This window comes from Paracoccus wurundjeri, from assembly GCF_030678915.1.
Lineage (GTDB): Bacteria > Pseudomonadota > Alphaproteobacteria > Rhodobacterales > Rhodobacteraceae > Paracoccus > Paracoccus onubensis_A.
The window spans coordinates 41,080-54,084 of the sequence record NZ_JAUUTZ010000020.1 but is presented as its reverse complement, the minus strand read 5'-3'; the positions used below and the strand labels follow the sequence as shown (position 1 = coordinate 54,084).

17 protein-coding genes and 1 pseudogene are annotated in these 13,005 nt (G+C 57.0%); 1 reads left to right on the top strand and 17 read right to left on the bottom strand.

Annotated elements, in window-relative coordinates:
- Positions 1–94: 94 nt before the first annotated feature.
- From speB to Q0601_RS17790, 6 genes and pseudogenes are all read right to left on the bottom strand, one after another.
- Positions 95–1,066: an agmatinase gene (gene speB / locus Q0601_RS17815; RefSeq protein WP_305291239.1), complete on the bottom strand. Its 972-nt coding sequence runs from the start codon at positions 1,064–1,066 to the stop codon at positions 95–97.
- A 59-nt stretch (positions 1,067–1,125) separates the two neighbouring features.
- A complete protein-coding gene (locus tag Q0601_RS17810) occupies positions 1,126–2,436 on the bottom strand; it encodes an NAD(P)/FAD-dependent oxidoreductase (protein ID WP_305291238.1) in 1,311 nt (436 codons plus the stop codon).
- 365 nt (positions 2,437–2,801) lie between these two features.
- The gene (gene thpD, locus Q0601_RS17805; RefSeq protein WP_305291237.1) at positions 2,802–3,740 is read right to left on the bottom strand and encodes an ectoine hydroxylase; all 939 of its coding nucleotides are present in this window, start codon (positions 3,738–3,740) and stop codon (positions 2,802–2,804) included.
- A 461-nt stretch (positions 3,741–4,201) separates the two neighbouring features.
- Positions 4,202–4,792: a GNAT family N-acetyltransferase gene (locus Q0601_RS17800; RefSeq protein ID WP_305291236.1), complete on the bottom strand. Its 591-nt coding sequence runs from the start codon at positions 4,790–4,792 to the stop codon at positions 4,202–4,204.
- A gap of 766 nt (positions 4,793–5,558) precedes the next feature.
- Entirely contained in the window at positions 5,559–5,948 is a 390-nt protein-coding gene (locus tag Q0601_RS17795; protein WP_305291235.1) for a hypothetical protein, read from the bottom strand.
- Positions 5,949–6,331: 383 nt separating this feature from the next.
- Positions 6,332–6,512, bottom strand: a pseudogene (locus Q0601_RS17790) (transposase); the annotation flags it as partial.
- Between the two features lie 241 nt (positions 6,513–6,753).
- Here Q0601_RS17790 and Q0601_RS17785 point away from each other — a divergent pair.
- Positions 6,754–6,993 carry a hypothetical protein gene (locus Q0601_RS17785; protein ID WP_305291234.1) on the top strand — a complete coding sequence of 80 codons (240 nt, stop codon included), beginning with the start codon at positions 6,754–6,756 and terminating at the stop codon, positions 6,991–6,993.
- A gap of 516 nt (positions 6,994–7,509) precedes the next feature.
- Here the strand turns inward: Q0601_RS17785 and Q0601_RS17780 are convergent.
- The 11 genes from Q0601_RS17780 to Q0601_RS17735 all read right to left on the bottom strand — a co-directional run bounded on the left by Q0601_RS17780 (position 7,510) and on the right by Q0601_RS17735 (position 12,989).
- Positions 7,510–8,577, bottom strand: a complete 1,068-nt coding sequence (locus Q0601_RS17780) for a tyrosine-type recombinase/integrase (RefSeq protein ID WP_305291233.1) — start codon at positions 8,575–8,577, stop codon at positions 7,510–7,512.
- Positions 8,466–8,747, bottom strand: a complete 282-nt coding sequence (locus Q0601_RS24730) for a helix-turn-helix domain-containing protein (RefSeq protein ID WP_370656149.1) — start codon at positions 8,745–8,747, stop codon at positions 8,466–8,468. The genes Q0601_RS17780 and Q0601_RS24730 overlap by 112 nt, the downstream gene beginning before the upstream one ends.
- Positions 8,747–9,460, bottom strand: coding sequence for a hypothetical protein (locus Q0601_RS17775; RefSeq protein WP_305291232.1), 714 nt, complete (start codon positions 9,458–9,460; stop codon positions 8,747–8,749). Before Q0601_RS17775 ends, Q0601_RS24730 begins: the two co-directional genes overlap by 1 nt.
- A complete protein-coding gene (locus Q0601_RS17770; protein WP_305291231.1) occupies positions 9,457–10,137 on the bottom strand; it encodes a hypothetical protein in 681 nt (226 codons plus the stop codon). Before Q0601_RS17770 ends, Q0601_RS17775 begins: the two co-directional genes overlap by 4 nt.
- A complete protein-coding gene (locus Q0601_RS17765; RefSeq protein ID WP_305291229.1) occupies positions 10,134–10,355 on the bottom strand; it encodes a hypothetical protein in 222 nt (73 codons plus the stop codon). The genes Q0601_RS17770 and Q0601_RS17765 overlap by 4 nt, the downstream gene beginning before the upstream one ends.
- Positions 10,352–10,543 carry a hypothetical protein gene (locus tag Q0601_RS17760; protein ID WP_305291228.1) on the bottom strand — a complete coding sequence of 64 codons (192 nt, stop codon included), beginning with the start codon at positions 10,541–10,543 and terminating at the stop codon, positions 10,352–10,354. The genes Q0601_RS17765 and Q0601_RS17760 overlap by 4 nt, the downstream gene beginning before the upstream one ends.
- Positions 10,540–11,001 (bottom strand): hypothetical protein, encoded by a 462-nt coding sequence (locus tag Q0601_RS17755; RefSeq protein ID WP_305291226.1) that lies wholly within the window; start codon positions 10,999–11,001, stop codon positions 10,540–10,542. Before Q0601_RS17755 ends, Q0601_RS17760 begins: the two co-directional genes overlap by 4 nt.
- Entirely contained in the window at positions 11,001–11,303 is a 303-nt protein-coding gene (locus Q0601_RS17750; RefSeq protein ID WP_305291225.1) for a hypothetical protein, read from the bottom strand. Before Q0601_RS17750 ends, Q0601_RS17755 begins: the two co-directional genes overlap by 1 nt.
- Entirely contained in the window at positions 11,300–11,614 is a 315-nt protein-coding gene (locus Q0601_RS17745) for a hypothetical protein (protein WP_305291224.1), read from the bottom strand. Before Q0601_RS17745 ends, Q0601_RS17750 begins: the two co-directional genes overlap by 4 nt.
- The gene (locus Q0601_RS17740) at positions 11,614–11,811 is read right to left on the bottom strand and encodes a hypothetical protein (RefSeq protein ID WP_119745975.1); all 198 of its coding nucleotides are present in this window, start codon (positions 11,809–11,811) and stop codon (positions 11,614–11,616) included. Before Q0601_RS17740 ends, Q0601_RS17745 begins: the two co-directional genes overlap by 1 nt.
- A 662-nt stretch (positions 11,812–12,473) precedes the next feature.
- Complete coding sequence (locus tag Q0601_RS17735; protein WP_305291223.1) at positions 12,474–12,989, bottom strand: helix-turn-helix domain-containing protein; 516 nt, start codon at positions 12,987–12,989, stop codon at positions 12,474–12,476.
- Positions 12,990–13,005 lie beyond the last annotated feature (16 nt).

Below are 13,005 nucleotides of genomic sequence, written 5' to 3'. Positions count from 1 at the left end.
CCGTACAGTGCCCGTCCGGTGCGGCGGCCGGGCGTTGCGCGGCGGGCCTGCGGTCCTTGGTTCCGCGTGGGGATATAGCTGAACTGTTCGCGCCTCAGATCCTGCCCGTCTCCACGACCGCGGCACCCTTCGCTTTGGCCAGAAGGCAGAGCCAGTCATGCGCCACGGTCGCAGCGGCAATCGCAGTGATTTCGGAATGATCAAAGGGCGGTGAGACTTCAACCACGTCCATGCCCACCAGATTCAAACCGTCCAGCCCGCGAATGAATTCAAGCGCCTGCCACGAAGCAAGCCCTCCGGGCACCGGCGTTCCCGTTCCGGGTGCGAATGCCGGATCCATGCCGTCCACGTCAAACGAGATATAAACCGGGGCATCTCCGGCGCGTTCCCGCGCCACCTTGACGGCGGCGTCGATACCATTGCGATGTATCCACGGGCTTGTCAGGATCTCGAAGCCGAAATCCGCGTCATTGAAGGTCCGCAAACCTACCTGCGTGGATTTCCCCGTATCGATGATGCCCTCGCGCGCGGCACGCAGGAACATTGTGCCATGATCATATTGCTTCCCGTCATCCTCCCATGTGTCGCAATGGGCATCGAACTGAAGCAGGGCTACCGGCCCGTGTTTCTTCGCATGCGCCCGAAGAAGCGGATAGGCAATCGAGTGATCCCCGCCCAGCGTCAGCATCCGCGCACCCGCCTGCAGGATATGATCCGCATGTGCCTCGATATCCGGAATGACCGTTTCCGGGTGATGCGGATCAAGATGCGCATCGCCGTAATCCACCACTGACAGGGTTTCGAACGGATCGAAACCATAGGGAAACGCCTTCAACTCGGCCAGTTGAACCGAGGCTGCCCTGATGGCTTGCGGTCCCAACCGGCAACCGGGCCGGAAGGTGACGGCATTGTCATAGGGCACTCCGGTCACGGCGACATCGACACCGGAAAGATCACGGCTGTAATTGCGGCGCAGGAAACTCAGCGCGCCGCCATATGTCATCTCGTGCCAGCGCCCCCTGGTCGTATCCTTGCGCCGAAACGCCTGATCACCCTTATCCGGCATGCTTTCTGCTCCTGTTGATGCGCGACCCGTTCGCGCGAATGACAGCTATTGGTGGAATGTCAGATTCCCAGCCTGTCACGCAATGCATACCACCACGATCCGACCACCGAATAGGGAACGCGGAACATGCGCCCGCCGGGGAACGGGTACCAGGGCACCTTGGCGAACACATCGAAGCGGCTGCGATCGCCGTCAATGGCCTCGGACAGGATGCGCCCGAATGTATGCGATCCGGTGACGCCATGCCCGGAATAGCCATGCGCGAAATATATGCTATCGCCGATCCGCCCCATTTGTGGAACGCGGCTGAAGGACAACGCGAAATTTCCACTCCAGGCGTAATCGATCCTGACATCTTTCAGTTGCGGAAAGACTTTCAGCATATTCGGCCGCAGCTTCACCTGAATATCGCGGGGATCAGAGCCGCCGTAGACCGTCCCGCCCCCGAAAAGCAGACGCTTGTCGCCCGAGAGGCGATAATAATCAAGGATATAACGGATATCCTCGACACAGGCATCCTGCGGGATCAGCGAATGGGCGCGATCACCGCCAAGCGGCTCGGTCGCCATGACCTGCGTCGAAACCGGCATGATCCGCGATGTCAGTGTCGGCACGACATGGCCAAGATAGGCATTGCCGCACAGCACCAGAGTATTACAGGTCATCACCCCTTTAGGTGTCGTGATCACCGGTCTGACCGCCTGCGTATCGACATGAATCGCGGGTGACATCTCGAAGATGGTGCCGCCGAGCTTCTCGAATGCCGCCGCTTCCCCCAATGCGAGATTGAGCGGATGCATATGCCCGCCGGTATAATCGATCAATCCGCCCTCATAGAGATCGGAATTCACATGTTCACGCAGCTGATCCTTGTCCAGCATCTGCTGGTTGCGGATTCCATAGCTGGCCCACAGCTTCATCCTGTCTTCCAGTTCCCGCATATGAGCGCTTGTCAGGCCGGCAAAGATATTCAGATCCTTCAGATCGCAATCTATGCCATATGTCCTGACCCGCTCGCGGATGATCTCGCCGCCTTCCTGCACCAGTCCGGCGACAAAGGCCGCGGTGTCCTGCCCGTAGCGTTTCCGGATGGTCTGCAGGCTGGCATTCAGCCCGTTGACGATCTGGCCACCATTGCGTCCCGACGCCCCCCAGCCGACCCGCGCGCCTTCGATAATGGCGACCTTATAGCCCTTTTCGACAAGATGAAGTCCCGTGGACAAGCCGCTGTAACCAGCACCAATAACGCAGATATCGATCTCATTGCCGCCGGTCAGTTCGGGCCGAGGCGGGGATGGATTGGCCGAGGCGGCGTAATAGCTTTCGACATGGCTGCCATCGCCTGCATAGGGGTGCGTCATTGCGTTCATCGCACAGCCTCCGGGTAGAATTGATACGCGCATTCGGTCTGATGATAACCGAAACATATCCGGTTTCCACGACCAGCACGCCAATGAACGGGTTAACGCAACCGGAAAGACTTCGGGTGCCGGAATATCTGTGGCAATCCGTAATCCATTGGCAGAAATGCAACATCACGCAACCCGTTCGCCAAGATCGGAGAATGGCTTTCCCTTCAGATCCCGCCCAATGCGGGAGAGCAGGTGAAATGCCTATCCGCCTGGCAGCGGATAGGCTGGAAACCCGTCCGATAAGATACTTGATCAGCTGAACCGTGCCCAGATCGAGCCCAGTCCCGCACGCGCGGGAAAGCGCATCGCAGGCTTGTCATTGTTCAGGCAAAGCTGCCGGTCACGATATCCAGCGCCTTGGCAACTCCGCGATTGGCCAGGAAATCCGGGCGCGGTTGCGATGCCGCGAATGGCGCATCGACGGCGTTCGACACGGCATTATAAACAAAAAACGCATTCGAGCGCGGGAACGGGGTCACATTCCCGTTCGAGGCATGCATCGTATTGCATTCGAAAAAGATGACCGTCCCGGCCAGCCCGGTCGCAGCATCCAGACCCGCCTCATCGGCCATCTTTTCCAGCAATCCGGTCGAGGGCACGCCGATCTCCTGTCTCATCAGGCTGGACTTGTGATTGTCCTGTGGCGTTTCCCCCGCGCAGGCGATGAATTTGCGGTGCGATCCCGGGATCAGCATCAACGGGCCGTTCAACTGCGAATTGTCTGTCAGCAGGACCGATGCCGATACGGCCCGCATTCGCGGCATCCCATCCTCGGCATGCCATGTCTCGAAATCCGAATGCCAGTAGAACTCCTTGCCCGTGAAGCCGGGTTTGTAATTCAGGCGGCTCTGATGCAGATAGACCTCATCGCCCAGAAGAAAGCGTGCGATATCCGCCAGCCGGGCATCGCGGGCCAGCCGCGCGAATATCCGGCTGTGATCGTCCAGGCGAAAGACCGTCCGGACAGCATTCGTACCGGGTTCGGTAACCAAATCCTCGGAACGAATATCCGAGGCGTCGGCACGAATATTGGCCGAAGCGTCGATCAGCTTGCGGATTTCCTCTGCTGTGAAGATATCGCGGCGGACCAGATAGCCTTTCTCTTCATAGTGCCGGGTCTCTTCAAGACTGATCGGAGCATCTTCCGACCACGCGGACCAGATGACGGGATCCTGCCTTGCAATGATTCGCTCTTTATCGGGCAGGCGCGTCGGGTAGCTGTCCTGCCCCGTGAATCGCTTCGCTGGGTGCACGACGTTCATGATAATATCCTTCTTGTTAAAGTTCCTGCTTCCACGATCCGGCGATAGCATGCCGGGAACGCAGATCTCGAACACGGGCTCACGATGCGTCTTGACCGCATGGGCCATCTGGCAAAGGAAGGGGAACGGCATGCCATGTACCGATCAGGCCCAATGGCACCAGAACAAACCCTGTGGTCGGGTTGCCTTCCAAAGCCCGCGCCGTCTCGCAATCCCACGGCCAAGCTGCGCTTTGGTTATCCACCCTTGCGGCAGATAAACTGGGGGACCGAGACGATGGCTTCAACTTATGCGCCAGGGCACCGAAAGCAACCGCCATCAGTCGATTCTTGCTTATGATCGAATCCCGCGGCAGTAAAAGCGCCTGCCAGACCGGGACATTGCGCAGGCCCGGTCAAAGCATGCCCAGCAAAGGAAATATTATTTCGGCAAGATATGCATGACGCAGGAAATCCCTGAAATCAGCGTGTTTTTTCGAGATTCCAGTTCAACGCGGCCCGCACAGTCGGCCATTCCGAGGCGATGATACTATATACGCAGGTGTCGCGAAGGGTGCCATCACCCAACCGCATATGTTGCCGCAGAATGCCGTCGAGTTTTGCGCCTAGCCGTTCGATGGCGCGGCGGCTTTGGTGATTCATGAAATGCGTCCGAAACTCCACCGCAATACAGCCCAGCACATCGAAAGCATGCGACAGCAGCAGAAGTTTCGCTTCCGTGTTCAATGGAGTCCGCTGGACGCGGCTTGCGTACCAGGTGGATCCGATTTCCAGGCGCGGCGTTTTGGCATCGATATTCATATAGGTGGTCATTCCTGCCACCTGTCCTGTCGCCCGCTCGATAACCGTAAACGGCAGCATCGTACCCGCCTTCTGAAGCGTCAGGCGACGATCGATCTCTGCCGCCATGGCCTCAGGATCGGGAATATTGGTGTACCACAGGCGCCAGAGCTGACCATCCTTCACCGCATCTACCAAAGCGTCATGGTGCTGATGCTCCAGAGGAATAAGTTCGGCATACCGACCCGACAGGCTGACCGCTTCGAAAGTCATTACTGTTATCTCCCCTGCATTGCGGCTTGATTCCCCGTCGCGCCCGATCGCATTCCCTTCGCCTCTTTTTTCACTCAAATACCCCGGGGCTCTGAGCAGCACCGCAGGTGGCAGGCGACCGGAAACGATTGAAAGTCATGCAAACAGTTCCAGGAAATCCGAAAGCGGATGAAGGGGAACGAACCCTTGTCGCAAGCTTTTGGCGTTCCAAATTTTCGCGTGAAAATCAGGCTATTTTGTATTTCTTCGGATAATGGTTCGGGGCTTGCCATTTCTGAAACCGCTGAATCCTTCCAACGCATTCGCCATATCATCATCCAGAACCTGTGCATAGCGCACAGTTGTTTCGACCTTGTGACCTGCCCAATGAGACGGCTCACCAGCTTAGGTTTCCTGTCTCGCACAACATCCCGGTGGCGAAGGTATGAGCGTTGGTCGAGCGCCTTCGGGGCTGGTCACGTGTGATCTCAGGCGAAGGACGCTTATCGAAGGTAGATGCGCTTAGCAGGGTCCTATAGAAGGCGGGCGCGCAGTAACCAGGACTGCAGATGGCGGGGGATCAATGCTTGAAACCTCCCCCGCGCATCTCAGCATCATGATTCGATATGATGCGTGCGGTCATTTATCGCTGCCCGGGGTCATTCGCAAGCAAGAGGATCAAGTGCAGATGCCTGCTGTCGTAATTGTGTCTACAACGAAGAAGGCCCGGGCACAAATCCCGCCCGGGCCTTTTAATTATCCAAGCGAAACACTCATCTAGAAGGTCTTAAAGGAGTGAACCATCCGCGATCGGCAGATCATCGGTCAGGCCATCAGCGCTGCCCAGGATGCCGTCTGCCAGACCAAGTGTGTTCCCCAGCAATCCCTCGATGCCGAGTCCACCGCCATTTGCCAAATCATTCACAGCGCCACCTGGGCCAATCAGATTGGCATAGGTGTCGGAAATGGCACCCGTCACATCAACTTCACTAAGGTTAGTGAGCAAATCGCCACCCACACCACCGTCATTCAAAAGATTTCCTGTTAACGTCTTACCGTCCATCGATCCGGGAACCAGTCCTTCAACAACGTCCTGAGCACCATCATAAACTGACGAGACACCGCCGAAGAGGGAGCCGAGAATTCCACCTACAGGTGAAAGAAGTCCGCCAAGCATTGGTTCATACCTCTTGTTGATTCATTTACATAATACCCAATTTTTGGAATTGAGTGATTAAAGCCTCTCTTGCTAGGAGCACGGAGTCAAATTTTTTCCCAGACAACCCTGCATTGTCGCGGAACTCCGCTTTCCACCGCCATATATCGCCCCGCATCCCCCCCTTTTCCGCCCTCGCAATTCATAGGCGATGACAGGATGGGCCGTACCGGGCGCGTTCGGTTGGCGGAGGCATTACAGCGTTCGGGCGCGCCCTGAATGCGTGCCCGGTTCTGCCATATTGGTGGCGTCAGGTAAGGCGGCGGCAGATGAGCATCACACACTCATTCGTTTATCTCAACCAGCTCCGGCTTAGCGGGAACTAGGGTCCATCCCAATAAACTTCAGATCCAGAAGATCATGATTGCGGCGAGGATGATGGCGTTGAGGAAGATGTCGCCACATCGTTTGTATCGTGTCGTGATGCCGCGCCAGTCTTTCAGCCGGCCGAAGGCGCTCGATACGGTAGCGCTTTCGGTATAGACGCCTGTTGTATCTGGCCGGCTTCTTGAGCTTCTTCCGGGGCCGTAGCATCTATCACTGTCCAACCGGCAGGATGCTGATAACCCTTTACTGCGGCGGATGCCGCTGCCGCATGCTGTATCGGGTATCCGCCCTCATGATTGAATGCGTGATCCGTGCCCATAGATTGAAGTGCCACTCGATGATTGAGCGGATTATCACCGGTGCGCATAAGCGTTATTTGACCGTTATCGTCTTTTGTAGTCACTCGATCCCATCGCTAATCAGGCAAGGAATTCAAAGCATGACGATCCAAAGAGATAGAAATCGTCTTCGTCAAGTGAAAATCAGAATGGCCGTTAAGCGCGAAGATATAGCGCGTCTGCGAAAAGAAATCGCAGAACTTACCGCCGAAGCCAATGAACTCAACGATAGGCTTGCCTCGGCACAGAAACCCCAACAGCCAGAGCCAGAAATCTCCACCGGTACTGAGACTATATTCTCAGGCTCGAATATATTCGCTGCTCGAAATGGCAGCTTTTGAAGCGCATTCTCGCACAACCTGATAGCCCCGCTTCGGCGGGGCTTTTTCATCGGCTGATCTCTGCTGACAGCTTTTCCGGCGCCTCGATCGTCGCATCACAGGTGACTTTCGTTTTCACGAACTTTGTTCGCTGGCCGCGATAGAACGCCAGCCGTCTGGACAGCTCTGCGACTGGATAGGTGCCCGTCCATTGCTTACCGATCAGAATGATTGCGCTGTCATGTGCCGTTTTTACACGGCGGTAATGGCATGCCTTGGTCGGATTGGCGACAACTCGGATGACGGGACAGAATCGGGAACATTCTTTGGGACTCGTTGAGGTTATCAGTCCCAAAGTATCCCAAACTGGCCAAATGTTCCGAGCTAATCACATTACCGCCACAACGCAGCGTAGCTTGAAAACCATATCGGATCAGAATGTTATGTAAAAAATGATTGGAGCGGGTGAAGGGAATCGAACCCTCGTCGTAAGCTTGGGAAGCTTGCGGCCCTCAAAATTTTCGCAAGAAAATCAAGCTATTTTAAATTTCTTCGGGAAATAGTTCGGGACTTGCCATTTCTGAAACTGCTGAACCCTTCCAGTGCATTCGCCATATCGTCATCCAGAACATGTGCGTATCGCGCAGTCGTTTCGACCTTGCTATGTCCAATGAGACGGCTCACCAGCTTGAGGTTTCCCGTCTCGCGCAACATCCGGGTGGCGAAGGTGTGGCGCAAGTCGTGAAAGCGGAAATCCTCGATCTCGGCGAGTTCTAGCGCATCGCGGAAATCCTCCATCAAACCACCGCCGGAGGCAGTGATTTTGCGCCGGTGGCGATCTTTGCTGCGCTGGTCCTCGTAGGTGAAAACGAATCGTCTATCCTCCGGCAGCTTTGATTTTGGCAAGGTGGATAGCAGGGCAGCTATTTCACGGCTCAGCGGGAAGCGCATCGTTTTTGCGAATTTCAGGCGGAAGGTCATTCGCCGATTATCATGATCAATGTCTCTCCACCGCAGCTCGCATATCGTCGAGAGGCGGGCCCCGGTCATTAAGGCAAATTGCACGAGTGGATGCAGGTCTGTTCGCAGGTGTTTGAATAACCGCTTCTGCTCGTCTGGAGATAGTTCGCGCACACGCTCTTCCGGCTCGGCCGTTTCGGCGCGCTTCAGATCAAGGTCGGGAACTATCGCGCCATGCACTCGATGCATGTGGCGAAGCGCACGGCCAAGAAATTGCAGCTGCCGGTTCACTGTCGCATTCGACACGACAGCCCGACGCTTCGCCACAAATTTCATAATCTCGGCATTCGTCATGTTCTCGATTCGGAGCTCGGGATCTATGACCGACAGGATCATTGCGCCTTGGCTGAGGGCGGTTCGCGCGCTGCTTTGATGTTGGCACACGTCAGCCCAATAAGTGCCGATAGCTTGCGAAATCGTGAATTTCTTGGTGATGTCAGACGAGCCGCGGGCCTTCACCCGTTCGGCAGCTTCTACCGCTTTGGCTTCCTCGTAATCGTCCGTTCCGCAACTGCCGTGAAATCGACGACCCCTGATTTGGAAGTCGTAGTGCCAGAAGCGCGAGTTTTTCGAGCGGTACGGCATTGCTGAATTCGTCCTTCGATGAAATTCTCCAGATCGTCGGGGCGATATCGGATCGTCTGATTCGTGATCATTACATACGGAAGCCCCCTGCCCCGCAACCGTTGTAGCGTTTTGGTCGATACGCGCAGCATGTCCGCAGCTTCATCTGGGGTCAGCAAAGCTCCTGCCATCAGAACATCACCTCCTGCCTTGCATCGATGCGGTCCATCCACCGGAAATCGGGGTATTGCCGTGGATGCGTGCGGCCACGCGGATCGCGCTTATCCCAGACGAACCAGGCATTACGCTGGGGCGGGCTGCCCTCCCCGGTGAAATCCAGCTTCCAGCGCATCAGATAGCAATGGCTGAATGGGTGTGTGTCCAGTAGTTCGCCCAGGCCATTCGCGCGCGCCGCCGGCCAATCCCAGGACAACAGCAGTGCGAGATAGTCCCAGGCCTTCATATTCAACGTGTGGCGCAACCATCGGCCTTTACCGTCGCGGGCATTGATCTCGCAATAAGGCGGGTTGGTGATGATCGCGCGAGCTGGGCTGCCTGTGTAATTATAATAATTGGCGACCCAGCTGTTGGGGCAGCCTCGATCGATCAAATCAGAGGCAAGGCAACCGATGCCCATCGCGCGGATCTCCCGGACCATGGCGCCATCCCCGCATGCCGGTTCCCAAACGATGCCGGATTCGCGGATGCGCTCGCCGTCATAGGCTATCAAGGCGCGGATCGCCTCGGGCTGACCGGTGGGATAGAAATCATCGTCGCGCCGTATGTCCGCCTGCGGGCGGCGTTGCTCCGGCAGATCGTCAAACATCGAGGATGCGGCGGCCGATCGTGAAGCCTTGCCGCTGATGGCGCGGAACAGGGGTTTCGTGGATGGGGCCCGCGTCATGCCGCTGCCTCCATCGCATATCCGCCCCACTGATCGGCGCAGGCCTCCGCGATCCCTTCATAGGTGCGACTGCGTAACTTCCAGCGATCCGGCCCGGGCGGGGCCCGGTGAACGGCGTTCCAGCTCTTCCAATCGTCACTGCCGCGCTCAGGCTCGGGCAGCTTATCGGTCGGTGACAATTGCGGCAGACCGCGCAGGTAGAAACCGGTTGCCTTGTAGGCTCGTTCACCGAACCAAAACGGCTGCACCATCTGGGGCGCAGGTAGATCAATAGGCATGCGATCGCGGGCGAGATCGTTCATTTCGGGGTTCTCGATCGCCACGCGCTCGATCGGTGCGCGCCAACAGGCGACGAACAAAGCAACGCCTTCCTCAAACTCTGCTTTCATGCTGTCCCAGCTGCGCCCGCGTGGCAGTTGCTTTGGTGGTGTCCATTTCCCCGGCCCGGACATCCAGCGACGTCCAGATCGGCAAAGTCGCGTGCAGGGCGGATGCATTACAGCCAACATATCCCAGCCATCATCGAGATAATCACGCACATTTCCGCGTATATGCCGGTTACTGCCATCCTCGGCGGGAAGAACATCGCATGACCAGACATCATGACCGCGTGCGGCGAAGGCGCGGCGCATCACGCCGGAGGTTTCGCAGCCGATAAGGATGCGGAGCGGCGTCATGGCAACAGCACCTCCAATTCCCGGGCGATCGTGTGAAGCGAATAGCCGGTGCGGCTGTCGTCATATGGGGTCGCGATCACCCAAAGATGCATAGCTTCGCCAGCTGCAAAAGGTTCGACTGACATTTCTGGCCCTCGATCGAGGACCTTTTTCAGAGCTTCCTCAATCATCCGGATACGCTCTGCGATTCTGGCGGTGGCGAAAGATTGCGAGGTCATTTATGCACTTCCTCAACCGCCCGCCCGATCTCAGCTGCCAGCCGCTCGATCGCGTCGTCGTCGGCATGAGGCCCAAGCAAATCCATCGCCGCCGCTTGCCGATGCGCATCAGATGGCCACCTAGACTGAGCGTATCGATCGTATGCCGCGCGCAGCTGCTCGGGGGGGAAGGTGGGGCGATCGGTCATGCGTCACCGCCTTTCACTTCCGGCGGCGGCAATCGCAGGGGCCCATCGGTAGAAGTGATGGCGTCCCCCACCCGCCTGCCGTCCGGCAAATGGATATGAGGCAGGAACGCGGTATCGGTATTGAGGAACCCAGCTGCCATCATCGCAGCCTGCGCTTTGATCCAGTCAGCCATGATCGCCCAGGCAGCGCTTTCTGCGACCTTCCGGCCCTTGGTAGCATGATCGGCCTCTTTGGTCCGTGGGCCTTTTTTGTTCTCGCGGAACCACGCCTCGGCATAGGCGCCAACGCGGACGGGGATCGTTACTTCACGCCCATGCAGGCGGAACTGTGCAATGATCTGATCCGCATCGCCATCGACCATGAAACCGACAGCGGATGCGCCAGCACTGCGGAGCGTGTCGCGAATTTCCTTTTCGCGGGCTTGGCCGGCCGTCGAGGATGAATAGGGAAGCGCCATCACGCAGCGCCTTTCTCGGCGGCGCGGTCCATTCGCTCTAGCTCGGCCAAGATCAGTGCGCCAGCCTTAACCAGGTCCCGGCGCGGTGTCGTGGGCTTCCACCATTCGCCCTGCCACGGCCAGAACCGCAGGAAGGCGACATCATCGTGAGGATACCGGGCCGCTGTAAGGGCGTAACAGGCGGCCGCACGGGACAGGTCACCATTCTCGTGCCCGTCGTCATGCTCGGGCGTCCAGCCTTCCGCCTCGATCTGCCGGCGGCGCTCGGCCAGCACGTCTTCGACTGCTTTGCTGTGGGTCATCTGAACCCCCAAAGCGCAATCAAGCCGCCGATCGCGGTTCCGACCGCGCCGATCACGACATAAATCAGATCGCGCGGGAACAGCTGGGGTGATTCGAGCGCCAAATCCCAACCGTCGCGTAGTCCTTCCTCATAGGCGTCAAGCTTACGGACAGTGGCAGCAGGATCGTCATACGCATCAAAAACGCTGATTGGCCCCTCCTGATCATCACAGGCAGGCAGGTCGATCGGCAGCGACCAGTTGGGCGCTTCGCTCTTCGGTCCCTGCCAGCTGCTGCTGCCGAGGTGGCGGGTGACGATTGGATCAGCCATCACCGCCTCCCCTTATTGCCGATGATCGGAATATTGCGCTGTGAGATTTTGACGCCGCGAGAGTTGGCCCAGATGAACCAGGCAAACCCGCGGGCAACAGGTCCGGCAGCTTCCGCCAGTTGGGGATTGGTCAAGACTTGCCGGACCTGATCATAGATCGGATGCCGGGCAAGGGCGTCGTCAGGAAGAAATGACATGGTGTATCTCCAAACTTGTCGCGCATCCCTACGGTTGCGCGGTTGTGGAATTTGCGGTCAGGTAGAAGATGCCAGCCGCACTGTGCAGGCGCGGCTGGCTATTCCCCACGCCGCCAAGGATAGGACTTAAAGGTGGCTTCGATCCGAGTTGCCGCATGACTGATCGCAGGGTTGGCAGGATCAGAGCGGATGGCAGAATGGATTTCGCTCAGCACGTCACTCAGTGCCGTAACGTCTACGCTCCGATTTTTGCTATCGCTCCGATCGGTCGCATCCATTGCATGGGCTGCTGCCCAGGTTGCGTCTCGACGAACAGAACTCTCATGAGGGGCGTCTACAGCAATTTGTAGAAGCTTGGTGATGATTCCTGCAGTAACAGATTCTGACATTGCGACGGTCTCCATCGGGTTGCGATAGAGATTAATGTGCGATAATCGCATCAATAGTTCAAGAAATAAAATGCGATAATCGCACTAAATATCACTTCCGGACCTCAAACGGTTCCGAAATCGGTATGAATTTTCCGAAGGACGGGTTGCGCGTACGGCAGATTACCGCCTAAAGTTCATGATATGTTCTCATACATGAGGGGCACATGGGAGGGGATTTGCCAGACAATTCCTGCCACTTAGAGGCGGATATCGAACGTTCGGTTGCGATGCTCAATCCGAATCAGGCGATTCGTCTGGCAGAGTGCCTTCGGATGGCTGAACAAGAGATGGGGTTTGAAGTATCTCTTTCAATTGCCTTCGTAGAAGCCGTTTTCCGTCATTATTCAGCCGGCTTGCCCCGCGAAGAATCTCCTCGAGAGACTGGTCGTAGTCGTCAGCGGTGACAATCCGCGCATTAAAAAACGATAAGACCTTGGGGATTTCATCCTGCTGGATTTCCCTGGTCCCACTCATGATCTTCGACATCTTGTTCGTCGAAATGCCGAGGTGCTCTGCGAGACGCGCCTGCGAGCCTCGCCCCATCTTTATCAGCCGTGCCTTGATCCAGTTGCGGTCGATTTTTTCCATGGCTGGATTTGTTGCGGATTTCGCACCCGCTGTATATTTCCGATTATCGAAACATTTCTGATTGACATTTGGTGCGATAATCGCATCTTCTATCGTCATGTTGGAACCTGCACATACAATCATCGAAATTTGTGGCGGCCCGATTGCTGTCTCCGGCATGACTGGCCGCTCCGTT

What these genes read in the sequence shown, in the direction of transcription:
- speB (WP_305291239.1), bottom strand. Translation starts at nt 1,066, where the DNA reads ATGCCGGATAAGGGTGATCAGGCGTTTCGGCGCAAGGATACGACCAGG.
- Q0601_RS17810 (WP_305291238.1), bottom strand. Translation starts at nt 2,436, where the DNA reads ATGAACGCAATGACGCACCCCTATGCAGGCGATGGCAGCCATGTCGAA.
- thpD (WP_305291237.1), bottom strand. Translation starts at nt 3,740, where the DNA reads ATGAACGTCGTGCACCCAGCGAAGCGATTCACGGGGCAGGACAGCTAC.
- Q0601_RS17800 (WP_305291236.1), bottom strand. Translation starts at nt 4,792, where the DNA reads ATGACTTTCGAAGCGGTCAGCCTGTCGGGTCGGTATGCCGAACTTATT.
- Q0601_RS17795 (WP_305291235.1), bottom strand. Translation starts at nt 5,948, where the DNA reads ATGCTTGGCGGACTTCTTTCACCTGTAGGTGGAATTCTCGGCTCCCTC.
- Q0601_RS17785 (WP_305291234.1), top strand. Translation starts at nt 6,754, where the DNA reads ATGACGATCCAAAGAGATAGAAATCGTCTTCGTCAAGTGAAAATCAGA.
- Q0601_RS17780 (WP_305291233.1), bottom strand. Translation starts at nt 8,577, where the DNA reads ATGCCGTACCGCTCGAAAAACTCGCGCTTCTGGCACTACGACTTCCAA.
- Q0601_RS24730 (WP_370656149.1), bottom strand. Translation starts at nt 8,747, where the DNA reads ATGGCAGGAGCTTTGCTGACCCCAGATGAAGCTGCGGACATGCTGCGC.
- Q0601_RS17775 (WP_305291232.1), bottom strand. Translation starts at nt 9,460, where the DNA reads ATGACGCGGGCCCCATCCACGAAACCCCTGTTCCGCGCCATCAGCGGC.
- Q0601_RS17770 (WP_305291231.1), bottom strand. Translation starts at nt 10,137, where the DNA reads ATGACGCCGCTCCGCATCCTTATCGGCTGCGAAACCTCCGGCGTGATG.
- Q0601_RS17765 (WP_305291229.1), bottom strand. Translation starts at nt 10,355, where the DNA reads ATGACCTCGCAATCTTTCGCCACCGCCAGAATCGCAGAGCGTATCCGG.
- Q0601_RS17760 (WP_305291228.1), bottom strand. Translation starts at nt 10,543, where the DNA reads ATGACCGATCGCCCCACCTTCCCCCCCGAGCAGCTGCGCGCGGCATAC.
- Q0601_RS17755 (WP_305291226.1), bottom strand. Translation starts at nt 11,001, where the DNA reads ATGGCGCTTCCCTATTCATCCTCGACGGCCGGCCAAGCCCGCGAAAAG.
- Q0601_RS17750 (WP_305291225.1), bottom strand. Translation starts at nt 11,303, where the DNA reads ATGACCCACAGCAAAGCAGTCGAAGACGTGCTGGCCGAGCGCCGCCGG.
- Q0601_RS17745 (WP_305291224.1), bottom strand. Translation starts at nt 11,614, where the DNA reads ATGGCTGATCCAATCGTCACCCGCCACCTCGGCAGCAGCAGCTGGCAG.
- Q0601_RS17740 (WP_119745975.1), bottom strand. Translation starts at nt 11,811, where the DNA reads ATGTCATTTCTTCCTGACGACGCCCTTGCCCGGCATCCGATCTATGAT.
- Q0601_RS17735 (WP_305291223.1), bottom strand. Translation starts at nt 12,989, where the DNA reads ATGCCGGAGACAGCAATCGGGCCGCCACAAATTTCGATGATTGTATGT.